Genomic DNA, 26,073 nt, shown 5'->3' with positions numbered 1-26,073 from the left:
CCGGTGACCGAGCACCTCGTGGTGGCCCAGCCGGTCGACGACGACGGCCTGCGCCGGGTGCGCGACCTCGTGGGCGCGGCGCGCGTCGACGTCATCGCACCGTACGGCCCGGGCGACCGGCTGCCCGGCCCGCTGGCCCGCACCGCGACCGTCCTGTTCGCCGACCACGTCCCCGCCGGCGTCGAGGACCTGGCGGCGCTGCGCTGGCTGCAGCTCGGGTCGGCCGGCTACGCCCAGCTGGCCGGCACGCCGCTGAGCCCGGACGTCGCCGTCACCAACGCCAGCGGGGTCAACGACATCCCGATCGCCGAGTGGTGCCTGCTGATGATGCTCACCCTCCGGCGGCGGCTCCCGGCCATGCTGGCCGACCAGCGGGCCCGGCGCTGGAACCGGGCGGCCGCGTTCCAGGCGGAGCTGCGCGGCGGGCGGGTGGGCTTCGTCGGGTACGGCAACGTCGGCCAGGAGGCGGCCCGGCTGGCGCGGGCGGCCGGGCTGGAGATCTGGACGCTGACCCGCTCCGCACCGGGACCGCGCACGGGCCGGTTCGACCCGCTGGACCGGGCGGCGTCGGACTGGCCGGAGCCGGACCGCGCGTTCGGCTTCGACCACAGCGCCGACTTCTACGCCGGCCTCGACTACCTGGTCGTCGCGACGCCGTCGACGTCGTCGACCCGCGGGCTGGTCGACGCCGCGGCGCTGGCGGCGCTGCCGTCGCACGCGGTGCTGCTCAACCCGGCCCGGGCGCACGTGGTGGACGAGCGGGCGCTGCGCGACGCGCTGGCATCGGGCGGGATCGCCGGTGCGGCCCTCGACACCCACTACCGTTCGCCACTGCAGCCGGACGACCCGACGTGGGACCTCGACAACACCGTCGTCACCCCGCACGTCTCCGGCTCCACCGGCAGCACGTACTTCCTGCCCCGGCTGTGGGAGCTGTTCCACCGCAACCTGGCCCGTCACCTCGCGGGCGAGCCGCTGCTCAACCTGATCGACCCGGCGGACCTCGAACTGGGACGGCGGTGACCGACCTCGTCCACCTCCTGGAACGCGCCGTGCCGGGCGGTGTCGACGCGTCGAACCGGCGCCGCGCGGAGTACTCGTCGGACGCCTCGAACTACCGGGTGGTGCCGCGCGCCGTGGTGTTCCCGCGCCACGTCGACGACGTCCTCGCCGCGGCGGAGGTGGCCCGGCAGACCGGGGTCGCGCTGACGGCGCGTGGCGGTGGCACGTCGGTGGCCGGCAACGCGATCGGGGCGGGCATCGTCGTGGACTTCTCCCGGCACCTGAACCGGGTGCTGGAGGTCGACCCGGACGGCGCGACGGCGCAGGTGCAGCCGGGCGTCGTCCTGGCGCACCTGCAGGCGACGGCCGCGCCGTACGGCCTGCGGTTCGGGCCCGACCCGTCCACCCAGGCGCGCTGCACGGTCGGCGGGATGATCGGGAACAACGCGTGCGGGCCGCGCGCCGTCGCCCACGGCAGCACCGCTGACAACGTCGTGGAGCTGGACTGGCTGGACGGCGCCGGGCGGCGGTTCACCGCCGGTCGCGGCCTGGACCCGGTGCCGGGGCTGGCCGACCTGGTCGGCTCGGAGCTCGCCGTGCTGCGCACCGAGCTGGGCCGGTTCGGCCGCCAGGTCTCCGGGTACGGCCTGCAGCACCTGCTGCCCGAGCGCGGCGGCGACCTCGCCAAGGCGCTGACCGGGACCGAGGGGACCTGCGGGCTGCTGCTGGGCGCGCGGGTGCGGCTGGTGCCGGTCGCGCCGGCACGGGCGCTGGCGGTGCTCGGGTACCCCACCATGGCGGCCGCCGCCGACGCCGTCCCGTCGCTGCTGGCGCACCGGCCGCTCGCCGTCGAGGGCCTGGACCGGCGGCTGGTCGACGTCGTGCGGCGGCACCGCGGCCGGGTGCCGGAGCTGCCGGCCGGGGCCGGCTGGCTGCTGGTCGAGGTCGGCGGCGAGGACCAGGCCGCGGCGCTGGCCGCCGCCCGCAGCGTCGCGGCCGGTGCGGGGGCGCTCGCGAGCCGCGTCGTGGGCGCGGGACCGGAGGCGGCCGCGCTGTGGCGGATCCGCGAGGACGGCGCCGGGCTGGCCGGGCGCACGCCGGCCGGCGCCCCGGCCTGGCCGGGCTGGGAGGACGCCGCCGTCCCGCCGGAGCGGCTCGGCGCCTACCTGCGCGACTTCGACGACCTGCTCGCGCAGCACGGGCTGGACGGCCTGCTGTTCGGGCACTTCGGCGACGGCTGCGTGCACGTGCGGCTGGACCTCCCGCTGGCCGGCGCGCCGGGGCGGTTGCGGCCGTTCCTCGTCGACGCGGCCCGGCTGGTCGCGTCGCACGGCGGCTCGTTGTCGGGTGAGCACGGCGACGGCCGGGCCCGCGGCGAGCTGCTGCCGCTGATGTACTCGCCGGCCGCGATCGCGCTGTTCGAGCGGTTCAAGGGCCTGTTCGACCCGCACGACCTGCTGAACCCCGGTGTCGTGGTGCGGCCCGCGCCGGTGGACGCGCAGCTGCGCCGCCCCGCGGCCCGGCCGCTGCCCGCCGACGGCGGGTTCCGGTTCGCCGCGGACGACGGCGACCTCACCACCGCCGTGCACCGTTGCGTCGGCGTCGGGAAGTGCCGGGCGGACACGTCGGCGGCGGGCGGCTTCATGTGCCCGTCCTACCTCGCCACCCGCGACGAGAAGGACTCCACGCGGGGCCGGGCCCGGGTCCTGCAGGAGCTGGCCAACGGCACGCTGGTGGACGGCGGCTGGCGGGCGGCGGAGGTGCACGACGCGCTGGACCTGTGCCTGTCCTGCAAGGCCTGCGGCTCGGACTGCCCCACCGGCGTCGACATGGCGACCTACAAGTCCGAGCTGCTGTACCGCGCCTACCGCGGCCGGCTCCGGCCGGCACGGCACTACCTGCTCGGCCGGCTGCCGTCGTGGGCGCGGCTGGCCGGGCTGGCGCCGCGTGCGGTCAACGCGGTGCTGGCGATCCGGCCGCTGCGACGTGCACTGCTGCGGCTGGGCGGCCTGGACCCGCGCCGCGACGTGCCCCGGTTCGCGCGAGAACCGTTCCGCCGGTGGTGGCGCCGGAACCGGCTCGCACCGGCGCAGTCGGCGCGACGCGGGCCCGTGCTGCTCTGGGTCGACTCGTTCACCGACGCGTACTCCCCCGGCGCCGCCCGGGCCGCCGTCCGCCTGCTCACCGCGGCCGGGTACGCCGTCACCGTCTCCGCGGGCGAGGTGTGCTGCGCGCTCACCTGGATCAGCACCGGCCAGCTGGACCACGCGAAGGCGCGGCTGCGCCGGCTGCTGGCGGCGTTCGAGCCGCACGCCCGGGCCGGTACGCCGATCGTCGGGCTGGAGCCGTCGTGCACCGCCGTGCTGCGGTCGGACCTGGTCGAACTGCTCGGCGACGACCCCCGCGCGCGCACCGTCGCCGCCGCCACCCGCACGCTGGCCGAGTTGCTCGACGACGCCGGCGACTGGGCTCCACCGGACCTGGCCGGCACTGCCGTCGTCGCTCAGCCGCACTGCCACCAGCACGCCACCGCGGGCTACGACGCCGACCTGCGCGTGCTGCGCCGGGCCGGTGCCGACGTCACCACGATCGCCGGCTGCTGCGGCCTGGCCGGCAACTTCGGCATGGAGGCCGGGCACTACGACGTCTCGGTCGCGGTCGCCGAGAACGGGCTGCTGCCGGCGCTGCGGGCCGCGCCCGGCGCCGTGCTGCTCGCGGACGGGTTCTCCTGCCGCACCCAGGCCGAGCAGCTGGCCGGCCGGCGCGGCGTCCACCTGGCCGAGCTCCTCGACACTTGACATGGAATGCGGTTCCGGGTGTGCTCCGTGACAGGCGCTCGCCCTCCCGGAACCCGGAGACACCCATGAAGATCATGACGATCTATGCCCACCCCGCCGACACCATCACCAACTGCGGCGGCACCCTGGCCCAGCACGCGCAGCGCGGTGACGAGGTGGTCGCGCTGATCCTCAGCCACGGCGGGCGCATCCACGCGAACAAGTACGCCGAGGAGTGGCGCAAGGACGCCCCGGACGACGCCGTCGCGGCCGCGGACCTCGACGCCATCGTCGCGAACAAGAAGGACGAGCTGGACCGCGCGGCCAAGATCATCGGCATCGACCGGGTGATCACGCTTGACCACGAGGACACCTACGCGACCGTCCACGAGGACGTCGTCGAGGAGATCGCCCAGCACCTCGCCGCCGAGCAGCCGGAGATCGTCATCGCCGACCACCCGCGCAGCCCGGCGTACTTCGACGCGCACTCGGTCGCGACCGGCATGGCGCTGGCCGCGCTCGCCCGCGCCGGCACCTACCTGCGCAACCTCGACGGCCGCGACGAGGTGCCGGTGCGGCAGGTGTTCCTCACCGGGCTGCCGGTGTACAACCTGGACGCGCTCAGCCTGAACGGGGTGCGCAACGACTGCTACGTCGACATCACCGACGTCGTCGGGACGAAGCTGGCGGCGATGGACCAGTTCGTCAGCCAGGGCTACCACGGCGTGTTCGCCCGCAAGCTGGTGGAGTCCTACAACGGCGAGGCCGGCCGGGCCGCCGGGGTGAACTTCGCCGAGGCGTTCGTCCGCCTCTACAACGAGACCCACCAGCACCTGCCGGTCACCGCGGCCGCGCTGGCGACCGACCCGCTGACCAGGCACATCGCCTACTCCTCGGTGAACCTGCGGGGCACCTACCCGGTACGGTGACGCCCGTGACGCCTTCGATCATCGGCCGGTCCGTCCACGACCTGCCCACCCCGCTCGCCGTCCTCGACGACGCCGCACTGGAGCACAACCTCACCACCATGGCGGCGTGGTGCCGCGAGCGCGGCGCCGAGCTGCAGCCGCACGGCAAGACGACCATGGCGCCGGCGCTGTTCGCCCGCCAGCTGGCGGCCGGCGCGACCGGCATCACCGCGGCGACGCCGGCCCAGGTGCGGGTCATGCGGGCGCACGGCGTGCCCGCGGTGCAGCTGGCCAACGAGCTGGTGCAGCCCGGCGAGGCGGCCTGGGTGGCGCGCGAGGTGGCGGGTGGGTTCGGGTTCCGCTGCTGGGTCGACTCGGTGGACGGGGTGGAGGTCCTGCAGGAGGCGTTCGCCCCGGCGGGCGCCGTCGCGGACGTGCTGCTGGAGGTCGGGTCGGCGGGCGGGCGCACCGGCACTCGCGGTACGGGTGACCGCGACGCCGTCCGGTCCGCGATCGGGCGGTCGCCGAACGTCCGGCTCACCGGCGTCGCGGGATACGAGGGATCGGTGGCGGGCGACCGCACGCCGCCGTCGATGGCCGCCGTGCGCGGGTACCTGGAGACACTGCGGGCCGCCGGCGCCTCGGTCGCCTCCGATGTGGACGGCGAGGTGGTCCTGTCGGCGGGCGGCAGCATGTTCTACGACGTCGTGACGGACGTGCTGGGCGGCGGCGGGCGGGTGATCCTGCGCAGCGGCTGTTACGTCACGCACGACTCCGGCATGTTCCACCGCAACTCGCCGCTGGACGGCCCGGACGCGCCGGTCCGGCTGCGGGCCGCGCTCACCGTCTGGGGCACGGTCGTGTCGGCGCCCGAGCCCGGCCGCGCCTTCCTCGACGTCGGCCGCCGCGACGCCTCGTTCGACCAGGGGCTGCCGATCCCGCTGGCCGTCCTGCCGCGGGGCGCGCGCGAGACCCGGCCGCTGGACGGCGCCGAAGTCACCGCGCTGAACGACCAGCACGCGTTCGTGGCGGTACCAGCCGGTACCACCCTCGCCGTCGGCGACCGCGTCCAGCTCGGCATCTCGCACCCCTGCACGACCTTCGACAAGTGGCGGGATATCGCCTTGACCAGCTCCGACGCCATCGTCACCGACGTCGTCGAGACCTGGTTCTGACGATCGGCGCGTGGGCGGCCGGCACGAACTGACGACGACCGGCCGCCCGTGCGATCATGCCGGCATGACCACGGAACCGCCCGACGAGGTCGATGCCCTCCACGGGCCACGGCTGCCGTACAGGCGCCCGGCCGCCCGCCTCGTCCTGCCGCCAGGTGTCACGAGCACCGACCTGCTCGACCGTGACGATCGGGTCTGAACCGCCGGTCAGCCGGTGAGCAGCGCCGGGAAGACGTGGTCGCGGAGTAGTGGCGCCACCGCGGCTCCGCCGGCCGGGTGCAGCCAGCGCAGCTCGGCGATCTCGCGGGCCGCGACGGGCGGGGCCGGCAGCGTGGCGGTGTACACCGTCGCGGTGACCGACGCGCCGGGCTCGTTGGCGGCGGGTGCGGTCCAGACGCCCAGTTCGGTGAGGTCGGCCGGCCGCAGCGCGACGCCGATCTCCTCGTCGACCTCGCGCAGGGCGGCCGCCGCGGCGTCCTCGCCGGGCTCGAGCTTGCCGCCGGGCAGCATGAAGGCGTGGGTGTCGCGCTTGCGGACGGTCAGCACCCGCGACTCCGCGTCGAGGAAGCACACCGCCGCGACGACGAAGTGAGGCGAGAGCACGGCCCCACCGTACCGTCCGTCAGCCCCGCTGCAGCAGCCAGAACGCCGCCGACGCCGCGACCGCGACCGCCACGTTGAGCGCCGTCAGCCAGGCCCGGGCCCGCCGCCGGCGCGGGTAGCGGCCGGTCCGCACGCCGAGCCCGGCGATCACCCACGCGATGCCGACGAGCACGGCGGCGGCGACCGCGATCATCCCGTAGTGCGGGCCGTCGCACGCGACGGAGTCGGCCGTGCAGCTGCGGAACGGCCCACCCTGCCCGCTGGAGTCGTACCGCCCGGCCGCCAGCGTCGCGACCGCCACCAGGAAGGCGTGCACCGGGACGAGCAGCGCCATCACGCCCGCCGAGACGGCCGCGCCGCGCGCCGGGCGGGCCGCGTCGACCCGCTCCTCGGTGGCCCCGGCCGCCATCAGTGCGGCGCCGCGGCGGCCTCGGGCGACATCGGCGCGAGGCCGTCCGCCGTCCCGGCCTCCGGCGACGCATCCGGCGGCGTCCCCGGCCCGCCGAACTCGGCCAGGCCGATGCCGGCCAGCACCACCAGTCCCCCGACGACCTGGGCGGCGGACAGGCTCTGCTCGAGCCACACCCACGCCACGACGGCGGAGCCGACCGGCTCGGACATGCCGATGACGCCGCACGCGGTCGGCGAGATGTGCCGCAGCGCCGCGAGGTTCAGCCCGTACGCGACGATCGTCCCGAACAGGACGATCCACAGCACCGTCGACCACGCCGGCACCGACACCGTGTCGAACGTGCCCAGCAGCGACGTCTCGCGGCCCAGCGGCGCGAGGTCGACCGTCCACCACGGCTGCGCGACCGCCCAGAACAGCGCCGCGAACGCGAACATCCAGAACGTCAGCGACAGCGAGTCACGGTTCCCGGACATCCGTGAGCCGACCAGGTAGTAGCTGGCCAGGCAGGCCGCCGCGCCGAACCCGGCCAGCACGCCGACGGCGTCCAGCCCGATGTCGGTCCACACCTGCGCGACCAGCGCCAGCCCGATCAGCGCGACGCCGATGCCCAGCCAGGTCTGCCGCCGGATCCGCTGCCGCAGCACCGCCCAGCTGAACAGCGCGACCATCGCCGGGGCGGTGAACTCCAGCAGCAGCGCGATGCCCACCGGCAGCCGGTCGATCGCGGTGAAGTACAGCCACTGCACCAGTGCCCCGCCGGCCACCCCGAGCACCACCAGGAACGGCAGCTCACGCAGCCCGATGCGCAGCCGCCCGGGCGCGATGGCGACAACCGCCACCAGCAGGATCAGCGCGGCGCCGGTCGAGCGCAACGCCGCCAGCACCGACGGGTCCAGCCCCGCCTCCAGCGCGACCTTCGACATCGACGCGTTGACGGAGAAGAACACCGCGGCGAGGACGACGTAGGTGACGCCGCGTGCCGGGTTCGGACGACTCATCCGGCGACAGTAGTCAACTACCCGTTTGCTCCTCAAGTACGTTCTCACCAGGTGATCCGCCGCCCAGCTCGGCGATCCGCGCGCGCACCTCCCGCGCCTCCGGCCGGTTCAGCCGCTCGAAGACCTCGGCGGCGCGGCGCCAGTGGTCGAGCGCCCGGGACTCGTCACCGCGGATTGCGTGGACCTCCCCGAGCTCCTGCAGCGCCGCGCCCGTGATGGAGGCGGAGGGGTGGTCGAATCGGGCGAGGGCCTCCTCGAAGGGGCCGGCCGAGGCGTCGTGCTCGCCGAACAACCGGTGGGTCCGGCCCACCGCGATCAGGATCTCGGCCCAGAGCTCGGGCACCCCCACCCGTTCGGCGACCCGCAGCGCCTGGCGGTGGAACTCGAAGGCGCGATCACGATCGCCGAGCCCGCCGTAGGCCAGGCCGACGTCGGCCAGCGCGACGCCCTCCAGCCGGGCGACGCCGGTCTCGCGGGTCGCTCGCAGCGCCCGGTGCGCATATTCCAGCGCCTCGTCGAGGCGTTCCGTCACCCGCGACAGCGTGACCAGCTCGAGCAGGATGTGCGGGACGGAGGGCCGGTCGCCGCAGCGCTCCGCGATGTCGAGGGCTCGTTCGAGACACCCGATCGCCTCGTCGTACCGGCCCGCGGCGCGGTAGAAGCCGCCGAGATTGTTCAGCGGCCGGGCGACGAGCGCCTCGTCCCCCAATGCGTCGTAGAGCGCGATGGCCCGCCTGAGCAGGCCGATCGCGTCGTCCGTGCGACCGCCGATGAAGTCGACGGCGGCCAGGTAGTTCAACGTCATGGCCGCGCCGCGGCTGTCGCCGTGGTCCTCGTGCACGGCGAGCGCCGCCCGGAGCAGTGGGCCGGCCTCGGGGTCGCGGGTCCGCAAGGCGGTCAGGCCCAGTCCGCTCAGCGCCCAGCCCTCGCCGCGGCGATCGGCCGCCCGCCGGGCGGCGGCCACGGCGCGGCCGTGCAGCGACCGCGCTTCAGGGAAATGCGCGCGGAGGTCGAGATAGCGCCAGAGCACCCCCGACAGATCGATCGTGCACTGGGGCAGGCCACGGCCGGGAGCCTGGTCGCCGACCGCCAGCAGCACCAGCCACTCGGCGTCGAGCCAGCGCATCGCGCCCTCGTAGTCGTCGACCCGCGGCAGGACGGCGGGCCCGGCCGGCAGGGCCGGCGACGCGGCGTCGCCCGGGAACATCGCGGCCATGGCAAGTGCCGAGGCGTGCACGTAGAAGCCGGCCAGCCGGGCGAACGCGGCGGCGCACGCGTCCGCACCGTCCTCGGCCTGCGCCAGCTCGGCGGCATAGGCCCGGAGCAGGTCGTGCAGCTGGTACCGCCCGCCGATCTCGTCGACGAGCCGGGCCCGGACCAGGGCGTCGAGCCGGCGCCGGGTGGCACGCGGGTCGTCGTCGCCGGTCAGCGCGCAGGCGGTGAGCGCGTCGAAGTCGCTGCCTGGATGCAGCCCGCTCAGCCGGAAGGTGCGGGCGACGTCCGGGGCCAGCGCGCGGTACGACCAGGAGAACACCGAACGCACCGAGGCCTGCGGGTCGTCGCCGACCTCCAGCAGGTCCAGCCGGTCCTGCTCGTCGGCGAGCCCGGCGGCGAGGTCGGCGAGGTCACCGCCCCTGCGTTCGCGGATCCGCTCAGCCGCGATCCGCAGGGCCAGCGGCAGCCCGGCGCAGCGCTGGACGATGCGGCCGACGTCGTCGCCGGGCGGCTCGCCCAGCAGCTCGGCCATGAGCCGGGCGGCCTCGGTCTCGGTCAGGCGATTCAGGTCGATGCGGTGCGCGTCGTCCCGAGCGGCCAGCCCGCTGAGCGCGTCGCGGCTGGTGACCAGCACGAAGCAGGAGGCCGATCCGGGCAGGATGGGCCGGACGTGCTCGGCCGCCTGCGCGTTGTCGAGCACCAGCAGCAGCCGTTTGCCGTCGACGAGGGTGCGGAACTGCGCGGCCCGCTCGTCCGGGTCGGCCGCGATGCCCGGACCGTCGACGCCCAGGGCGCGCAGCAGCCGCGCAAGCGCGTCGTCGACCGCCACCGGCGGGCCGGGCCCGTAGCCGCGCAGGTCGACGTACACCTGACCGTCGGGGAACCGGTCGGCGGCCAGCCGCCCCCAGCGGATCGCCAGCGCCGTCTTGCCGACCCCGGCGGTGCCGGTGATGGCCGCGACTCGCGCCGCACCGTCCGTGCGGTCGGCGAGCCGGGACAGCACGGCGAACTCGGCGTCGCGGCCCACGAACCTGCCGGCGCCGGGTGGCAGCTCGGCCGGCGCCCGCGCCTCGGACCGCTTCGACGACGGCGCCGGGCACGCCTCGCCGGCGAGGATCCGCCGCTCGAGGTCGCGCAGCTCGGTCCCGGGCTCCAGGCCGAGCTCGTCGACCAGGGCCCGGCGGACGTCACGGTAGACGGCGAGCGCGTCGGCCTGGCGTCCGCCGGCCCAGAGAGCGGTCATGAGCAGCGCGTGCGCCCGTTCGCGCAGCGGGTGTGCGCCGACGAGGCCGGTGAGCTGGGCGACGGCGGCGCTGCTGCGGCCGCGGGCCAGCTCCGCCGCCGCCAGCCGCTCCTGCGCGACCAGCCGCAGTTCGGTCAGCCGCTGGACCTCCGCGGCCAGCGCGGGCAGGTCGAGGCCCTGGTAGGGGTCGCCCCGCCAGAGGGCCAAAGCCTCGCCGAGCAGGTCCGCCGCGCGGTCCGGGCCGGCCGCCTCCGCCTCGGCCACCGTCGACGCGAACGACTCGGCGTCGAGTTCCCCCGCCCCGACCCGCAGCCGGTACGCCCCCGCGTCGTGGGTCAGGCGGTCCGGGGTGTCGAGCAGGCGGCGCAGCTTGTGCACGTGCAGTTGCAGCTTCGAGCCGCCGACGCCGGCCTCGTCGCCCCAGAGCGCGTCGACGAGAGCGTCGGCGGGCACCGGACGGCCGGCCTGGGCGAGGAGCAGGGCCAGCACGCCCTGGCGCAGCGGACCGGAGACGACGACGGGGCCGGACTCGCACCGCACCCGCAGTGGACCCAAGACCTCGAAACGCACGAACCGCCCATCCTCCGATTGACCGGGACCTTATCGCACTGCATTGCCGCTGAGCAGCCGCCATCTCGCGATGCAGGAAAGTGGCGAGAAAGAGCGGCGTAACCGGGTGACCACAGGATCGGACCCGACACGACGGGGGACGTCGGGAGGACGATCGTGCCGGCAGCGGATCAGTGGATGGTGTTCCTGGGCACCGCGGTGGTGTTCGCGGTGACACCGGGGCCGGCGATGCTCTACGTCCTCGCCCGGACGCTGCACGGCGGGCGGCGGCCGGGGCTGCAGTCGGCGCTGGGCAATGCGATCGGCACCGTCGTACACGTGTGCGCGGCGGCGGCCGGGCTGGCCGCGCTGCTGGCCGCCAGCCCCGCGACGTACGCGCTGGTGAAGTACGTCGGCGCGGGTTACCTGGCGGTGCTCGGCGTGCAGGCGATCCGGCAGCGGCGACGCGGCGGGATCGTGGCCGGCGACGACCCGTACGCACGGTCCCCGCTGGCGCAGGGCGTCGTCGTCGAGACGCTGAACCCGAAGACGGCGCTGTACTTCATGGCGCTGCTGCCGCACTTCGTGCACCCCGAGCGGGCGCACCCGGCGCTGGTCCTGGCGGTGCTCGGGCTGATCGTGGTGGTGATCGTGCTGGCCGCCGACGTGACGGTGGCGCTCGCCGCCGGCCGGTTGCACGGCCGGCTCGAGCGGAGCGAGCGCTGGCAGGTGCGCCAGCGGGCCGGCAGCGGGGCGCTGATGATCGGGCTCGGCACGTTCGTCGCGGTCAGCTGACCGCGACGAGGTCGAGACCGGCCGCGACGGCAGCCGCGCGGTAGGCGGCCGCCAGGCTGTCCGGCGTCTCGTGCGCGTTCAGGCCGCTCGGATTCGGCAGCACCCACAGCTGCGCGCCGCCGAGGCCGTCCGGCTGCGGGCCGGCCACCGCCCGCGGCCGCGCGAACGCCGTCCGGTACGCGGTGATGCCGAGCACCGCCACCACCGCCGGGGCCAGCCGGGCCACCTTGGCCGCCAGGACGACGGCGCCGGCGCGCAGTTCCGCGGCGCTCAGCTCGTCCGCCCGCGCCGTCGCCCGCGCGACCAGGTTGGTGATGCCGACGCCGCGGCGGGTCAGGTCGTCCGGGCTGTCGATGATGCCGGCCCGCAGCAGCGCCGGATAGAACCGGTTGCCCGGCCGGCCGAAGTGCGTCTGCACGGCCACCGTCATGAGGCCCGGGTTGATGCCCACGAACAGCAGCCTGAGATCCGGCCCGAGCAGGTCGGGCAGCGTGCCGTCGCGGAACGCCTCCAGCTCCGCCCGCGTGAACCCCACCCGGGCAGCTTAGGAGTGATTCCTCACTGTGGTCAGTGGTCGTAGGCGGTCGGGGAGCGTTTGACGGGCGCGTCGGTGGTCCGGTGACCCCGGGCCAGTTGGCCCACTCTGATCGGCTCGTCCTTGCGGTCGGGCTGGATGAGGTGCGCGCCCCGGCCGGTGAGAACCATGATCATGGCGCTGCTGATGCTGCTCTGGCAACACAAATAGCGCCATGACCATGGTTCTCACGGTAGGAAGCCGCCGCAATCGGACTCACTCATCCAGCGAGGCTGGCCTCGGACCACCGAACCGGTGGAGTGAGGTACGCAGACGGGCGGAACCGTGACCAGCGCGTCCCCTCTGCACGATCCCCACCCCGCTGTGTGAGATCGCTGCTGAAACGACGCGGCATCACTGTCGCGGACACGACAGTGTTCTCACATCGATCACGCAGCGATCCCGCACCGTTGCGCCGGGGCGGCAAGGCGCCGCCACCGGCCGCGCCGATGTCCCGTCGCCGAAACGGGCCGGGCCACCCAACGTGGCTGGTCAGACATTCCGTCTGCAAGGTGGAGCGGGCACTAGGCACGCTACCCCTGCACAAACTCGGCTCACGTGTCGGAGTTTCGGAGACCAAGCGGAACTAGGGTGAGGCGGGGCCGCCGGCCGGCGGCCCCGCCTGGGCGTCGGTCAGAGCGCCGAGCACTCCCCTGAAGCGACGCCGCGCAGCTCGTTCGCCGCGCCGAAGTCGCGCACGGGCGCGCTGCTGCCGGAGCAGCTGAGCCGGCCGGCGAACGAGTTGCCCGCCAGGATCGGCCCGTACACCTCGCCGTACTGCGTGAACCGCTGCTCCGAGGCGTTGCCCGGAACCCGCCCGTTGCCCGCCAGCGCGACCGAGCCACGGAACGTCGACCCGGCAGCGGTGACGCCGTTCACGGTGCCGGTGACGCGGACCTGGCCGGCCAGCGTCGAGCCGAGCAGCTGGACCTCGGTGGCGCCGTCGGCAAGCAGGCTGCCGCTGACGGTGCTGTTCCGCACGACCAGCGAGGCGCCGGAGCGGACGGTCACCGTGCCGGCCACCGTCGCTCCGTCGAGGCAGGTCACACCGCTGGTGACCAGCAGCGAGCCGGCCCGCGGGCCCTTGATGGTCTGGGTGCACTCCAGCTCGGCGCCGGGCAGCACCGTCGCGGTGTACGACTCCGCCGCGCCGATGTTGCCGGCCGGGTCGACGGCCCGGTGCTCGACGGTGTGCGTGCCGTAGCCGGGCACGAACGGGCCGTTCGGGTCGTCCGGGCCGTAGTTCTGCTCGAACGCGGCCTTCGACAGCCCGCCGGTGCCCAGGTTGCCGTAGGTCAGCGCCTTGACGACCTGGCCGGAGTGGCGGAACTCGAACGGCGACTCCGGCATCGGCTGCTCCGGGAACCCGAAGTAGTTGAACCAGCCGTCGCCGTTGAGCCGCAGTTCGCCGACGACGTACGGCTCGCCCTCGTAGCCGGCGCGGTCGTCCTGCGGCTCCAGCCACATGTCCCAGCCGTCGAAGTAGATGCCGTGGCCGTCGTCCGACGTCATCGTGGTGAGCGGCTCGGACAGCGTGCGCGGCGCCGTCGGCAGGGCGTTGTCGACGGTCCAGGTGGCGGTGTCGGAGCCGCCCGGCGCGGCCGGGTCGGTCACCGTCGCCGTCAGTTCGTGCGTGCCGGCGGGGAGCTCCAGCGCGCCGAGGTCGAGCGCCCGGCCGTCACCGGTCGCGGCCACCGCCGCGCCGTTCAGCGTCCACGCGACGTCCAGGACGCGGCCCGACGGGCGGGTGGTCTCGACGAAGACGACCTCGTCGCCGGCGACCGGGCGGGTCGTGGGCGTCGAGCCGGTGATCTCCGGCGCGACGGTGTCCGCCGCGGCCGTCGTGTCGCCCACCGTCCAGGTGCGGGTCTGCACGAACCGCGGGCCGTTGTAGCCGGAGTCGGTCGCGGTGTTGTTCGTCGACGGGTTGCGCACCCAGTCGATGCCGTCCGGGCCGACCGGGTCGCGGACCTCGACGTGCACCGTCGTGCCGGGCGCGAGGCCCAGCTCACCGAGGTCGAGGTTGCGGGTGCCGGTGGCCAGCACCGGGCCGTCCGGGCCGCCGCTGCGCCACGTCACCTGCAGGTCGTGGAAGCGCGGGTGGGTGGTCTGCAGCCAGAGCACGTCGTCGCGGGCGACGGTGCCGGCCGGCGTGTGCAGCAGGCTCAGCCGGCCCTTGTCGCGCTGGCCGGTGATCCGGGCCACCATGTGCTCGAGGCCGACCTGGTCGAAGTAGAAGCCGATCCAGCGCATCATCGAGTGCGAGCTGGGCCGCCACACGTTCGAGCCGTTGTAGGTGCCGCTCTCGTAGCCGTCCTCGTCGGCGGCGCGGATCGGGCCGCCGGACAGGCTCTCCTCGCCCAGCCAGCGGTACCACTTCGACTGGTTGGCGGTCAGCTGCTCCGACGTCTGCCGGGTGTGGTGGAACGAGCTCGGCTCGTTCGGCCCGTGCGGCGGGCCGGGGGTCGGCCGGTCCGAGTACGGGTACTCGTCGGCCAGTGTGCCCAGCGAGTGGCCCAGCTCGTGCAGCGAGATCAGCGGCGACTGCGGGCTGCCACCGGACGCCGTCGCGTCACGGCCGCCGATGCCGCCGTAGGTGAAGGTGTTCGAGATGGCCAGCGTCTGCACGTTCTGCGGCCCGGAGTTCGAGCCGCCGGAGGGCCGGAACACGCCCGGTTCCAGCCCCAGCACCGGCGCGACGTACGAGTTCAGGTACATCGCCCGCTGCTGGTTGCCGCTGCACCGGGTGTCGCCGAGGATGCCGGGCGCCAGCGGGTAGGTGGGGTTCGCGTTGCCCGACGGGTGGCCGGGGCAACCGCCCGGGTCCAGCGCACCGCCGTACGTGATGCCGCGGGCCAGCGGGTTCGTCAGCCCGTCGGAGTACCAGAGCCGCATCGGCGTGTTCTTGCGGTCCCTGACCTCGTTGGACGCGTCCTCCTCCGGGTCGCGCCGCACGCCGGAGTCCGGCGACACGATCTGCAGCAGGTAGACGTTGATGTAGTCGCGGTAGCTGCGGAACGGCTCCACGCCCCACTGGATGGCCTGGTTGCGGTCGACGTCCTGCTCGCATCGCTCCAGCTCGTCGGCCTGGTAGCCGTCGCAGATGACGATCAGGTTGAGGCGCTCGTTCGGCGAGCCCGTCTCCTGGAGCGGGACGACCCGCGCGCTGCCCACCTCCGGCCACTGCGGCAGGGCCTCGTTGGCCGACGGGACGCCCGCCATGGGCACCGTCAGGAGGCCTGCCGACAGTGCCGCCGGCGCGAGCGCGGCGACGATCTTCTTCATACGGTCTCCGTCTCACCGTGCGCGTGCCTCATCGCGGGCCGGAGCCGGTCCGGTCCGTGATGAGAATGGTGCTCAGCGACGGTACCGGGCGCACGGTGACATGGCACCCGACAGATGACGGAAGCTCAGCGCCGACCCTCCGTCCAACGTCGAAGCCGATGGTCAGCGTCGGCGTTGGTCGGCGACATGGCCTCCCGCCGTGTCACCCGTGGTGGTGCTCGCCGCCGTGGTGGCCGCAGTGGCGGGACGGCGTCACCGGCACGTCCAGCGTCGGGTTGCGGTCGAAGAAGCCGACCGGCCGCAGCGTGAACCCGCTGTACTCCACCGGCATGACCGGCCAGTCCTCCGGGCGCGGGAAGTGCACGGCGCCGAAGGTGTGCCAGAGCACGATGTCCTGGTCCTCGATGGCGCGGTCGGCCGCGGCGTACGCCGGGAGGCCGGCGCCGCCGGGGTGCTGGTTGATGAGATCGCCCGCGGGGTAGCGCTCGTCCGGGTCGTAGCGGGTGACCCACAGCGACCTCGTCGCGAACCCCGCCCGGTTCGCAGTCGCCGACGCGGGGTCGGCCAGCAGCATCGGCCGGCCCTCGGGGCGCAGCTCGTACGCCACCGGCCGGCCGAGCCGGTTGGTGGAGTCGGAGCTGGAGATCCGCCATGTGCGCGCGGCCAGCGGGTCGGCCGCCCGCGCACCCTGCGCCTCGGTGCGCAGCCGGGTGCCGCGCCGGGTGAACGCGTTGCCGTTCGGGTTGGCCGGGCCGATCGGCAGCTGCTGCACCTCCAGCTCGTCGACGGAGTTGTCGAGGCCGTCGACCATCATGTCGAGGCGGGCGCAGTAGAGGTGCTGGTGGTACGGCGCGCCGAGACCCGGAGCCACCTCCGAGGCGTAGGCGCTGTCGGGCCGGTACGACGACGTCGCCACGACGCCGGTGGCCTTGACCTCCAGCTGGATCGTCCCGTCGAGGTAGAGGTACCAGTAGAAGCCGTAGTCGTAGTTGCCGACGGTGACGAAGAACGAGATCACCAGCCGCCGCTGCCGCCGCGTCTCGGCCGACTCGGTGAAGATGTCGGTGTGCTTCCACAGCACGCCGTAGTCCTCTTCGTGCAGGCAGACGGCGTTGCGGACCTCGCGCGGCCGGCCGTCGCCGTCGGCGAGGACGGCGTCGAAGTAGTGGATCTCGCCGAGGCAGTCGCAGCCCAGCTCGAGCGAGTTGACCTGGTCACCGAGCAGGTACTCGCCGACGTCGAAGTAGCTCTGCCAGAACCGCACCGGGCTGGGGTCGGCGTACGGGACCACCATCTCCGCCACGGAGGCGCGGTAGACGACGGGCCGGACGCGGTCGCCCTCGCGCCAGCCGAGCTGGTGCAGCACCAGGCCCTCGCGCGGGTCGAAGCCGACCCGGAAGCTCCAGTTCTCCCACGTGACGACGTCGTCCTCGACGGTGAAACTCGGCCCCTCGGGCTGGGTGATCTCGATCGGCTTCAACGTCGTGCGCGGCGGGCCGGTGTAGGCCGGGTCGTCGTGGTTGGCCTCCTCGTCCGGGATCGGCAGGACGGCGTCGTCGATGAGCTCGATGACCGTCTTCTCGATCAGGTCGACGTAGGCGACGACGCCGTCGATGGGGTGCGCCCAGGCGTGATCGTCGGGCCGGTGCTGCAGGAACGAGAGCACGTGCAGCACCCGGCGGCCGCTCTCGGCGGGGATGCCGAAGTTGCCGGCCGCCAGCGGGCACGGGCGCACGAGGTCGAGGTCGGTGATGCCGCGGCGCTCCATGGCCGCGCGCCAGCCGGCGTCGGCCTTGACGATCTCGTCGACGGTCATCAGTTCCTCGAGCAGGATCGGCGGCTGGCCGTCCGTGACCGGGTCGATCACCTCGACGGAGTCGACGGCGCCGCGGCTGAGCGACGCGATGACGGTGCGCGCGGCGCCGGTCTCGAGGTCGAGCAGCACGGCGCGGACGCGACGGTCGACCTGGTCGCCGTCGCGGTGGCCGAGCACCGTCAGTTTGTCCGGTTCTTCCAGGCCGAGCAGCGCGAACCTGGTCGCCGGCGTGAGCAGGCCGTTGTCGTCGAGGAGGGCGCGAGCCGCGCGGATCTCGTCCGCGGACAGACGCTGGAGCGGGTGCGTGCGCACGGGCGTGACCGTCACAACGCCATAGACTCGCGGCCCGGCACCGATGTCGTCAAGACATAGCGGTCGCAAAGCGACTATGTAAGGCGTCACGGGCGTCCGGCGCATTACCGCTGAAATTGCCTCTTGTCTCAGCGGACAAAGGCCGACAAACTACCGGGCGTGAATCGGAACGCGGCACCGCGAGCACCGCTGTCGGTTCGAAACGCGCGCTTCAAGGGTGGGAGCGCGCCTGTCCCTGTCCCGTATGGCCCCGGCCGTCCCGTCTCATCCCGGTCCTCGCATCCGGGGTGGAGGTGCAGGCGGAGTGCTGCTGGCCAATGATTTCTTCCACATCGTTCACGATGTCGGCAGCGGCAAGCTCCGGCTGAACGCCCGGGCCGCAGGGCTCGGGCTGGCCGGTGCGCTGCTCGGTGAGCTGATCCTCAACAACAACCTGCACGTCGCGTCGGGAACCCTGTCACTGACTGGCGCCCAGCCGCCGGCCGACGACCTGGGCTACCGGATCGTCCGCCAGCTCACGGCTGACCAGCAGACTCGGTCGCTGCGTACCTGGCTGGCGTTCCTCTCCCAGAGCGCGCTCGAGCGGGTCGCGGTCCGGCTGACCCGCGAGGGCGAGATCGAACCGATCAAGTCCCGCAAGCTGTTCGGGAGCTCGGTCCGGTACCTGCCGGTCGACCCGAAGGTCGCGGCCTGGCCCAGCGACCGGCTGTACGGGCTGGTCAACCGCGGCGATCCACTCGACTTCCACGACGCCATGCTGGCCGGCCTGATCGCGGTGACCGGCTTCACCAAGGGGGTGTGGTGGGACGGCGACGCCGTCACGTTGCGCCACATCGCCGCCGCGGTCGGATCGATGCCCATGTCGATGCGCGAGGTCCTGGCCCATACCGAAGCAGCTGTGGGTGACGCCACCCTCAGTCCCCGATAGCGCGACCTCCGGCGACCCGACCCCCACCACGGAGATCCCGCAGACCCATCAAGGAGAGTCCCCCGTGTCCCATTCGAGCCGCCTGGGCGCCGACCGCGTGTCGCGGACGCTCGCCAGCAACAGGCTCGGCGTCCCCGCCGTCGTGTTCTTCGTCCTCAGCGCCGCGACACCGCTCACCGTCGTCGCCGGCGTCGTGACCACCGGTTTCGCGGTCACCGGCATCATCGGCCTGCCCATCGCGTTCGTCGCGATCGCGGCGTTGCTGGCGCTGTTCAGCGTCGGCTACGTCGCGATGTCGCGGCACATCACCAACGCCGGCGCGTTCTACACCTACGTCACGCACGGCCTGGGCCGACCGGCCGGGGTCTCCGCGGCGTACATGGCGCTGCTGGCGTACAACCTGCTCCAGGTCGGGCTCTACGGCATCATCGGCGTCGCCGCCGCGCCGCAGCTGGACCAATGGTTCGGCATCACCGTCGACTGGTGGGTGGTCGCGCTGATCGCCTGGGCGATCGTCGGCATCCTCGGCGTGCTGCGCATCGACGTCAACGGCACGATCCTCGCGGTGCTGCTGCTCGCGGAGATGGCCATCATCCTCATCTACGCGGTGGCCAGTCTCGGGAACCCGGCCGACGGCGAGGTCACGTACGACGCGCTACAGGTCGGGAACCTGTTCGAGTCCGGCGCCGGCGCGATCCTGGTGCTGGCGGTGCTCGGCTTCGTCGGCTTCGAGGCGTCGGTCGTGTACTCCGAGGAGTCCCGCAACCCGAAGCGCACCATCGCGCTGGCCACGTACATCTCGATCACCGTCGTCGCCGTGGTCTACGTGCTGGCGTCGTGGGCGATGACGGTGGCCGCCGGGCCGGACAACATCGTCCCGTTCGCGCAGGAGTTCCAGAACGGCGTGATCTTCGTCCAAGCCGGCGAGTTCCTCGGCGCCACGTGGGTGGATATCGGCGAGACGCTGTTCGTGACCTCGGTGTTCGCCGCGATGATCTCCTTCCACAACACCGTCGCCCGGTACGTCTTCGCGCTCGGCCGCGAGCGGGTGCTGCCCAGCGGGCTCGGCCGCACGTCGGCGTCGACGGGCGCGCCGGTGGCCGCGTCGATCGTGCAGAGCGTCATCGGCCTGGTCGTCATCGTGGTCTACGCGGTGTTCGACCTCGACCCGCTGGTGCAGCTGTTCTTCAACCTCGGCACCTCGGGCGGGTTCGGTGTGCTGGCCCTGGTGACCCTCACCTCGGTGGCCGTACTCGCCTTCTTCGCCCGGCATCCGTCCGGCGAGAACCCCTGGCGGCGGGTCGTCGCGCCGGTGCTGGCGACGATCCTGCTGGCGATCGTCGTGATCCTGGCGATCGCGAACTACGACATCCTCATCGGGTCCGCGCCGGACGCGCCGGAGCGGTGGATCCTGCCCGGCCTGTTCCTCGTCGCGGCCCTCATCGGGCTCCTCTGGGCACGGTTCCTCAAGGCGACCCGCCCGGAGGTGTACGAGGCGATCGGCCGCGGCGCGAACGCCGCCACCGGCGTCTCCGTCCTCGACCTCTCGGCCCAGGAGGAGGACGAACCGGGTCAGCCGTCGCTGCGCTGATCGGCAGCGCCCGTGCCCCGTCGCGCCCACTCGGCGCGGCGGGGCACGTCGCGTGTTTCGGCCGGCGCCGTCCGGGTACTCGGTCAGTCGGCGGGATCGAGAAGGGGGACTCCCATGGCACACCGAGAAGGATCGGAGTCGCCGGGCGATCCGACGACCACACCCGGACAGGGCTCGGAATCGCCGGGCAATCCGGTACCACCGCCGGAGCACGGTTCGGAGTCGCCGGGCAACCCGGTGCCCGCACCCGGGTACGGCTCGGAGTCGCCGGGCGTCCCACCCGAGGACGACGAAGACGACGAGGACGACAACGGCTGAGGCGCCGCCCGCCTGATGGCATGCGCAGCCGTCGTCAGCGAAGATGGGGGCATGACCGACCGCGGCAGCGCCGCGCCGATCCTCGAGCTGCGCGGCGTCACCAAGCGCTACGGACGGCTGCGTGCGCTCGACGGCGTCACGCTGAGCGTGCGCGGCGGCGAGATCGTCGCCGTCGTCGGTGAGAACGGCGCCGGCAAGTCGACACTGGTCCGCTGCATCGCCGGCGACACCGACGTCGACGAGGGCCAGGTGGCGGTGGCGGCCGCCGACGGCGCCAAGGCGCCGGTCGCCGTCGTCTGGCAGGATCTCGGGCTCTGCGACGACCTCGACGTCGTCGCGAACGTCTTCCTCGGCCGCGAGCACTCCCGGCTGCTGCTGTCCGAGGGCCGCATGGCCGCCGACGCCCGGCGGGCGCTGGAGCGGTTCGGCTCGCAGCTCACCGACGTCCGGGCCCGGGTCGATACCCTCTCGCGCGGGCAGCGGCAGGAGGTCGCGCTGGCCCGGGCGCTGTCCACCGGCGCCGACCTGCTGGTGCTGGACGAGCCGACCGCCTCGCTGAGCGTGCTGCGGCGCGCCGAGATCATGCGCGTGCTGAGCGACCTGCGCGACGACGGCCGGGCGATCGTGCTGGTCAGCCACGACCTCGACGAGGTGTTCGCGCTGGCCGACCGCATCGTCGTGCTGCGCCACGGCCGCATCGTCGCCGGGGTGTCACCGGCCGAGGTGCACTCCGACGACGTCGCGGCGCTGATGTCGGGCATCGAGACCGAGTCGGCGGCGCGGCGGCAGCTGAACCGGCTCAAGAGCCTGGTCGAGCAGCTCTCCGCCGCCGACCCCGCCGCGTCGCTGCCGCTCGTCGTCTCGGCCACGGCCGCCGCTCTCGACCAGGACATGCTCTGCGTGCACCTGCTCGACCACGCGCCGCGCGGGCCGCTGCTGCGCCGCACCGCCGCCATCGGGCTGCCGCCGGCGCTGGCCGACGACGCCGCGCTGGTCCCGGTCGGCTCGGCCGGCGGGCTGGTCGGCACGGCCGCGGCGCTCGGGCAGCTGGTGGTCGTCGACGACGCCAGCGACGACACGACCTGGACGGGGTACCTGGAGCGGGCCGCCGCGGCGGGCGTGCGCAGCGCGTGGTCCGCTCCGATCGTCGGCTCGGCCGGCGTCCTCGGCACCATCACCGGCTTCAGCACGTCCGCCGGCCGCCTCGACGCCGACCGCCGCGAGCTGGTCTCGCTGTACGCCGGCCATGCCGCCAGCGCCATCGAGCGCGAGCGGCTGATCGAGGAGGTGAGCCGCCGCAACGAGATCCTCGAGTCGCTACGGGCCATGCTCGAGACGCTGGCCGGGCCCGACCGCGTCGACGGCGGCCTGTCCGCCGCGCTGCTCGCGCTCTGCCGCGGCCTCGGCGCCCGGGCGGCGGGCATGCTGCTCACCGACGTCACCGAGCTCACCGGGGGCGAGCCGCGCTGGGTGCACATCGACATCGACGGTTCAGCCGACGCCGGGCTACGAGAGCTGGCCGAGGCCGCGCCCGCCGGCACCGACCGGCCGCGGCGCATCGGCGACGGCCTGGCGCTCGCGGGGCTGCCGATCCCCGGCGGCACCGGGCTGCTGCTGGCCCGCTGGGACGATCCCGCGGAGCCCGGCCGCGACGCCGTCGAGCTGCTCGACGACGCCCGCCGGTCGCTCGCGCTGGCGCTGGAGCGGGAGATGCTCGAACGGGCCCGCCGCGAGGCGGCCGCCGCCCGCCGGTCGCAGCAGCTGCAGCGCGAGGTGCTGCAGCACCTCAGCCACGAGCTGCGCACGCCGCTGACCGCGATCCACGGCTACGCCTCCACGCTGCAGCAGCCCGACCTCGTCTGGGATCCCGAGTCGATCGAGCGGTTCCTCGCCGCCATCACCACCGAGTCGGCCCGCATGGAGCGCCTGGTCGGCGACCTCCTCGACTCCTCCGCCATCGAGTCCGGGCTGCTCCGGCTGCGTCCCGACTGGACGGACGTGCGGCTGGTGCTCGAGGCGGCGCGCAGCTGCGTGCCGCACCCCGGCCGGGTCAAGATCGGCGTCGCGGCGGGCCTCCCGCCGATCTGGGCCGACCACGACCGCCTGGAGCAGGTGTTCGTCAACCTGCTGGAGAACGCGGTCCGCCACGGCGGCCCGGACGGCGCCGTCCGGGTCGTCGCCGCGGCCGTCGACGATGGCGCGTCGGTCGAGGTGCTGGTCAGCGACGACGGCCCGGGCATCGCGCCGGACGTCGCGGAGCGGATCTTCGAGCCGCGGGTGCGCGGCGAGGGCAGCACCGGCGCCGGCCTGGGGCTGGCCATCGTCCGCGGCATCGCCGAGGCGCACGGCGGGCGGGTCGAGCTGGCCACCGGGCCGGAGTCCGGCTTCCGCGTCACGCTGCCGGTCGAGCCGGCCGAGGGCGAGGAGAGTGATGGCTGACGCGCCCGGCGTCCTCATCGTCGAGGACGACCGCATCATCGTCGACGTCCTGCGGTCCAACCTCACCGCCCGCGGCTACCGGGTGGTGGTGTCGACGGACGGCTCCGACGTGCTGCGGCTGCTCGAGCAGGCGGCGCCCGACGTCGTCCTGCTCGACCTCATGCTGCCCGGCCGCGACGGCTTCGACCTGTGCTGGGCGGTGCGCGACCGCTCCGACGTCGGCATCATCGTGCTGTCGGCGCGGCGCGGCGAGACCGACAAGGTGCGGGCGCTGAACCTGGGCGCCGACGACTACCTCACCAAGCCGTTCGGCATCGAGGAGCTGCTGGCCCGCGTCAACGCGATGCTGCGCCGGGCCCGCCCGGCCGAGCCGCGGCTGGTGGCGCCGCAGGTCCGGGTCGGCGACGTCCGCATCGACTTCGACGCCCAGCTGGTCACGAAGGGCGGCAAGCGGGTCCACCTCACCCGAACCGAGTACGCGCTGCTGCGCGAGCTGGCGATGCACCCCGGCCGGCTGCTGACCCACGCCGAGCTGCTGCGCCGGGTCTGGGGTCCGGGTTACGAGACGCAGACCGAATACACCCGCGTGTACGTCGGGCGGCTGCGGGCCAAGCTGGAGGGGCCCGGCGGCGCCGAGCTGATCGTCACCGAGCCGCGGGCCGGCTACCGGTTCACGACGGACGGCTGATGGGCCGCCGACGCCTGCTCGCCGCCGCCCTGCCCGCGGTGCTCGCCCTGGCGCTGGGCGCCGCGGCCTGCGGCGCGGCCGGCACGTCCGGGGCCGGCGACGACGGCGAGCTGCAGATCGCGCTGCTGCTGCCGGAGAACAAGACCGCACGGTACGAGTCGCACGACCGCCCGGCCTTCGTCGACCGGGTGCACGAGATCTGCGCCGAGTGCGAGACGCTGGTCAGCAACGCCGACCAGGATGCCGCGCACCAGCAGGCGCAGGCCGAGGCGGCGCTCACCAACGGCGCCGACGTGCTGGTCCTCGACCCCGTCGACTCCCGGTCGGCGTCGGTCATCGTCCGCCAGGCACACGCGGCCGGCGTCCCGGTGGTCAGCTACGACCGGCTGGTGCTCGACGCCCCAGTCGACTTCCACGTCACGTTCGACAACGAGCAGGTCGGCCGGTTGCAGGCCGAGGTGCTGCTGGCCGCCGTCCGCGCGACCGACGGCGAGCTGGTGGTGCTGAACGGCTCACCCACCGACGACAACTCAGCGCTGTTCCGGCGCGGCGCGCACAGCGTCCTCGACGCCGCCGGGGTCGCCGTCGGCACCGAGGTCGACGTGCCCGACTGGTCGCCCGACCAGGCGCAGGAGGCGATGGAGCGGGCCCTGACGACGCTCGGCCGCGACCGCGTCGCCGGCGTCTACGCGGCCAACGACGGCATGGCCGGCGGCGCCATCGCCGCGATGAAGGCGGCCGGGCTCGACCCGCTGCCGCCGGTCACCGGGCAGGACGCCGAGCTGGCGGCCGTGCGCCGCATCCTCACCGGCGAGCAGTACATGACCGTCTACAAGGCGGTACGCACGCAGGCCCGGGCGGCCGCCGACGTCGCCGTCGAACTGGCCCGCACCGGCGAGCCGCCGGACGAACTGCGCACCAGCTGGGTCGACAACGGGCACGACCGCGTCCCGGCGCTCATGCTGACGCCGGTCGCCGTCACCCGCGACACCATCGCCGACACCGTGGTCGCCGACGGGTTCTGGACGGTGGACGAGATCTGCGAAGGGCTGGCGGCCGAGTGCGCCGCCGCCGGCCTGACCGGGGACGGCGCGCCGTGAACGGCTCGGTGTCGCCGGCCCGGCTCGGCCGCTGGGCGCCGCCGGCCGCGCTCGCCGTCATCTGGCTGGTGATGAGCCTGAGCAACCCGCGATTCCTGTCCGCGGTGAACCTCACCAACCTCATGCTGCAGATCGTCGCCGTCGGCGCCGTCGCGGTGGCCGTCGTGCTCGTGCTGCTGATCGGCGAGATCGACCTCTCCGTCGGCGCGGTGTCCGGCTTCGGCGCGGCCGTCACCGCGGTGCTCAGCGTCAAGCAGGACTGGCCGGCCGTCCTCGCCATCCTCGCCGGGCTGGCGACCGGCGCGCTGGTCGGGCTGGCGCACGCCGCCATGGTGACGCGGGTCGGCGTGCCGTCGTTCGTGGTGACGCTGGCCGGGCTGCTGACGTGGCAGGGCGCGCTGCTGCTGGTGCTCGGCGACACCGGGACGGTCAACATCGACGACCCGCAACTGGTGGCCATCGCGGGGACGTTCCTCGCGCCGGCCGCCGGGTGGGCGCTGGCCGCGGCGGTGACGGCGGGCTCGGTCGTGGCGATCGTCGGGTCGCTGCGCCGCGAACGGGACCGGCCGGCGCGACGGGTCTGGCCGTGGGTGGTCGCGGGCGCCGGCGCACCGGTGGCGGTCGTCGTGTTCAACGCCGACCGTGGCGTGCCGCTCGCCGTCGTGGTGTTCCTCCTGCTGCTGGCCGGCGGCGACCTCATGGTCCGGCGCACGAAGCTCGGCCGGCACGCGATGGCGACCGGGAGCAACGCGTCGGGGGCGCGGAGGGCGGGCATCGCCGTGGACCGCATCCGGCTGGCGGTGTTCATGCTGGCGTCCGTGCTGGCCGTCACCGGCGGCATCCTCGCGGCGTCCCGGCTGCTCGCCGTCAACCAGTCGTCGGGCAGCACCGACCTCATGCTGACCGCGGTGGCGGCCGCGGCGATCGGCGGCACCAGCCTGTTCGGCGGCCGCGGGACGGTGTGGTCGGCGCTGCTGGGCGCGCTCGTCGTCGGGTCGCTGGCCAACGGGCTGGACCTCATGGGCGCGTCGTCGCCGATCCGGCTGATCGCGACCGGCCTCGTCCTCGCCGTCGCCGTCGGACTGGACACCCTGGCGCACCGCGCCGAGGTGACCCCGTTCCGTGAGCATTCGCGGCCCGGCCGCTAGTTCGCGTCCTGGTTCCCAGTCGCGTCCTGGTTCCCAGTCGCGTTCCCGGCCCCGGAACAGCCGAAAAGCGCAACTGGAGACCAGGACGCGACGCAGAGCCATGACGTGGACCGGTGACCCCGTTCCGCGAGCATTCGCGGCCCGGCCGCTAGGTGCCCGAGTGCAGCTTGCACCGGGGTGTAGCGTTCACGCTGTGA

General features: G+C 74.0%; 21 protein-coding genes. 13 read left to right on the top strand and 8 right to left on the bottom strand.

Features of this window, described 5'->3' with window-relative positions:
• Nucleotides 1-3: 3 nt before the first annotated feature.
• The 5 genes from ACW62_RS27910 to ACW62_RS36305 all read left to right on the top strand — a co-directional run bounded on the left by ACW62_RS27910 (nucleotide 4) and on the right by ACW62_RS36305 (nucleotide 6,061).
• The gene (locus tag ACW62_RS27910; RefSeq protein ID WP_053207401.1) at nucleotides 4-1,023 is read left to right on the top strand and encodes an NAD(P)-dependent oxidoreductase; all 1,020 of its coding nucleotides are present in this window, start codon (nucleotides 4-6) and stop codon (nucleotides 1,021-1,023) included.
• The gene (locus ACW62_RS27905; protein WP_053207400.1) at nucleotides 1,020-3,800 is read left to right on the top strand and encodes an FAD-binding and (Fe-S)-binding domain-containing protein; all 2,781 of its coding nucleotides are present in this window, start codon (nucleotides 1,020-1,022) and stop codon (nucleotides 3,798-3,800) included. The genes ACW62_RS27910 and ACW62_RS27905 overlap by 4 nt, the downstream gene beginning before the upstream one ends.
• A 65-nt stretch (nucleotides 3,801-3,865) precedes the next feature.
• Nucleotides 3,866-4,708 carry a PIG-L deacetylase family protein gene (locus tag ACW62_RS27900; protein WP_053207399.1) on the top strand — a complete coding sequence of 281 codons (843 nt, stop codon included), beginning with the start codon at nucleotides 3,866-3,868 and terminating at the stop codon, nucleotides 4,706-4,708.
• A gap of 5 nt (nucleotides 4,709-4,713) precedes the next feature.
• Nucleotides 4,714-5,862, top strand: a complete 1,149-nt coding sequence (locus ACW62_RS27895) for an alanine racemase (RefSeq protein ID WP_205629654.1) — start codon at nucleotides 4,714-4,716, stop codon at nucleotides 5,860-5,862.
• 64 nt (nucleotides 5,863-5,926) lie between these two features.
• Nucleotides 5,927-6,061, top strand: a complete 135-nt coding sequence (locus ACW62_RS36305; RefSeq protein WP_276202979.1) for a hypothetical protein — start codon at nucleotides 5,927-5,929, stop codon at nucleotides 6,059-6,061.
• 8 nt (nucleotides 6,062-6,069) lie between these two features.
• Here ACW62_RS36305 and ACW62_RS27885 read toward each other — a convergent pair whose 3' ends face one another.
• From ACW62_RS27885 to ACW62_RS27870, 4 genes are read right to left on the bottom strand one after another with little or no spacing between them, the layout of a single operon-like run.
• On the bottom strand, nucleotides 6,070-6,465 hold the full coding sequence (locus ACW62_RS27885; protein ID WP_053207396.1) for an NUDIX hydrolase: 396 nt from the start codon (nucleotides 6,463-6,465) through the stop codon (nucleotides 6,070-6,072).
• 19 nt (nucleotides 6,466-6,484) lie between these two features.
• On the bottom strand, nucleotides 6,485-6,874 hold the full coding sequence (locus ACW62_RS35450) for a hypothetical protein (RefSeq protein WP_053207395.1): 390 nt from the start codon (nucleotides 6,872-6,874) through the stop codon (nucleotides 6,485-6,487).
• Nucleotides 6,874-7,875 carry an EamA family transporter gene (locus ACW62_RS27875; RefSeq protein ID WP_083460244.1) on the bottom strand — a complete coding sequence of 334 codons (1,002 nt, stop codon included), beginning with the start codon at nucleotides 7,873-7,875 and terminating at the stop codon, nucleotides 6,874-6,876. The genes ACW62_RS35450 and ACW62_RS27875 overlap by 1 nt, the downstream gene beginning before the upstream one ends.
• 13 nt (nucleotides 7,876-7,888) lie before the next feature.
• Nucleotides 7,889-10,903, bottom strand: coding sequence for an AfsR/SARP family transcriptional regulator (locus ACW62_RS27870; RefSeq protein ID WP_083460243.1), 3,015 nt, complete (start codon nucleotides 10,901-10,903; stop codon nucleotides 7,889-7,891).
• A 156-nt stretch (nucleotides 10,904-11,059) separates the two neighbouring features.
• On the opposite strand from ACW62_RS27870, the gene ACW62_RS27865 reads away from it, so the two are divergent.
• Entirely contained in the window at nucleotides 11,060-11,677 is a 618-nt protein-coding gene (locus tag ACW62_RS27865; RefSeq protein WP_053207393.1) for a LysE family translocator, read from the top strand.
• Here ACW62_RS27865 and ACW62_RS27860 read toward each other — a convergent pair.
• The 4 genes from ACW62_RS27860 to ACW62_RS27850 form a co-directional block, all read right to left on the bottom strand.
• A complete protein-coding gene (locus tag ACW62_RS27860; protein ID WP_053207392.1) occupies nucleotides 11,670-12,212 on the bottom strand; it encodes a mismatch-specific DNA-glycosylase in 543 nt (180 codons plus the stop codon). The two genes, ACW62_RS27865 and ACW62_RS27860, sit on opposite strands and share 8 nt — an antisense overlap.
• A 32-nt stretch (nucleotides 12,213-12,244) precedes the next feature.
• Nucleotides 12,245-12,388, bottom strand: coding sequence for a hypothetical protein (locus ACW62_RS34415; RefSeq protein WP_157575033.1), 144 nt, complete (start codon nucleotides 12,386-12,388; stop codon nucleotides 12,245-12,247).
• A 496-nt stretch (nucleotides 12,389-12,884) separates the two neighbouring features.
• A complete protein-coding gene (locus ACW62_RS27855; protein ID WP_053207391.1) occupies nucleotides 12,885-15,536 on the bottom strand; it encodes a M64 family metallopeptidase in 2,652 nt (883 codons plus the stop codon).
• Nucleotides 15,537-15,738: 202 nt separating this feature from the next.
• Complete coding sequence (locus tag ACW62_RS27850; RefSeq protein WP_240477439.1) at nucleotides 15,739-17,664, bottom strand: primary-amine oxidase; 1,926 nt, start codon at nucleotides 17,662-17,664, stop codon at nucleotides 15,739-15,741.
• Between the two features lie 304 nt (nucleotides 17,665-17,968).
• Here ACW62_RS27850 and ACW62_RS27845 point away from each other — a divergent pair, with 304 nt between their 5' ends.
• The 7 genes from ACW62_RS27845 (at nucleotide 17,969) to ACW62_RS27820 (ending at nucleotide 25,876) form a co-directional block, all read left to right on the top strand.
• Nucleotides 17,969-18,592, top strand: a complete 624-nt coding sequence (locus ACW62_RS27845) for a GOLPH3/VPS74 family protein (protein WP_053207389.1) — start codon at nucleotides 17,969-17,971, stop codon at nucleotides 18,590-18,592.
• 97 nt (nucleotides 18,593-18,689) lie between these two features.
• On the top strand, nucleotides 18,690-20,183 hold the full coding sequence (locus ACW62_RS27840; protein ID WP_053207436.1) for an APC family permease: 1,494 nt from the start codon (nucleotides 18,690-18,692) through the stop codon (nucleotides 20,181-20,183).
• A 114-nt stretch (nucleotides 20,184-20,297) separates the two neighbouring features.
• Nucleotides 20,298-20,501 carry a hypothetical protein gene (locus ACW62_RS34410; RefSeq protein WP_157575031.1) on the top strand — a complete coding sequence of 68 codons (204 nt, stop codon included), beginning with the start codon at nucleotides 20,298-20,300 and terminating at the stop codon, nucleotides 20,499-20,501.
• A 51-nt stretch (nucleotides 20,502-20,552) separates the two neighbouring features.
• Nucleotides 20,553-22,940 (top strand): ATP-binding cassette domain-containing protein, encoded by a 2,388-nt coding sequence (locus ACW62_RS27835; protein ID WP_053207388.1) that lies wholly within the window; start codon nucleotides 20,553-20,555, stop codon nucleotides 22,938-22,940.
• A complete protein-coding gene (locus ACW62_RS27830; RefSeq protein WP_053207387.1) occupies nucleotides 22,933-23,628 on the top strand; it encodes a response regulator transcription factor in 696 nt (231 codons plus the stop codon). The genes ACW62_RS27835 and ACW62_RS27830 overlap by 8 nt, the downstream gene beginning before the upstream one ends.
• Nucleotides 23,628-24,728 (top strand): sugar ABC transporter substrate-binding protein, encoded by a 1,101-nt coding sequence (locus ACW62_RS27825; protein ID WP_053207386.1) that lies wholly within the window; start codon nucleotides 23,628-23,630, stop codon nucleotides 24,726-24,728. Before ACW62_RS27830 ends, ACW62_RS27825 begins: the two co-directional genes overlap by 1 nt.
• Entirely contained in the window at nucleotides 24,725-25,876 is a 1,152-nt protein-coding gene (locus ACW62_RS27820) for a sugar ABC transporter permease (RefSeq protein WP_157575030.1), read from the top strand. Before ACW62_RS27825 ends, ACW62_RS27820 begins: the two co-directional genes overlap by 4 nt.
• The last annotated feature ends 197 nt before the right edge of the window (nucleotides 25,877-26,073 follow it).

Origin of the sequence: Jiangella muralis, assembly GCF_001270745.1 — a bacterium.
Classification (GTDB): domain Bacteria; phylum Actinomycetota; class Actinomycetes; order Jiangellales; family Jiangellaceae; genus Jiangella; species Jiangella muralis.
Note: the sequence above shows the minus strand (reverse complement) of the source record. Positions and strands in the feature narration are given on the sequence as shown.

What these genes read in the sequence shown, in the direction of transcription:
- ACW62_RS27900 (WP_053207399.1), top strand. Translation starts at nt 3,866, where the DNA reads ATGAAGATCATGACGATCTATGCCCACCCCGCCGACACCATCACCAAC.
- ACW62_RS36305 (WP_276202979.1), top strand. Translation starts at nt 5,927, where the DNA reads ATGACCACGGAACCGCCCGACGAGGTCGATGCCCTCCACGGGCCACGG.
- ACW62_RS35450 (WP_053207395.1), bottom strand. Translation starts at nt 6,874, where the DNA reads ATGGCGGCCGGGGCCACCGAGGAGCGGGTCGACGCGGCCCGCCCGGCG.
- ACW62_RS27875 (WP_083460244.1), bottom strand. Translation starts at nt 7,875, where the DNA reads ATGAGTCGTCCGAACCCGGCACGCGGCGTCACCTACGTCGTCCTCGCC.
- ACW62_RS34415 (WP_157575033.1), bottom strand. Translation starts at nt 12,388, where the DNA reads ATGATCATGGTTCTCACCGGCCGGGGCGCGCACCTCATCCAGCCCGAC.
- ACW62_RS27855 (WP_053207391.1), bottom strand. Translation starts at nt 15,536, where the DNA reads ATGAAGAAGATCGTCGCCGCGCTCGCGCCGGCGGCACTGTCGGCAGGC.
- ACW62_RS34410 (WP_157575031.1), top strand. Translation starts at nt 20,298, where the DNA reads ATGGCACACCGAGAAGGATCGGAGTCGCCGGGCGATCCGACGACCACA.
- ACW62_RS27835 (WP_053207388.1), top strand. Translation starts at nt 20,553, where the DNA reads ATGACCGACCGCGGCAGCGCCGCGCCGATCCTCGAGCTGCGCGGCGTC.
- ACW62_RS27830 (WP_053207387.1), top strand. Translation starts at nt 22,933, where the DNA reads ATGGCTGACGCGCCCGGCGTCCTCATCGTCGAGGACGACCGCATCATC.
- ACW62_RS27825 (WP_053207386.1), top strand. Translation starts at nt 23,628, where the DNA reads ATGGGCCGCCGACGCCTGCTCGCCGCCGCCCTGCCCGCGGTGCTCGCC.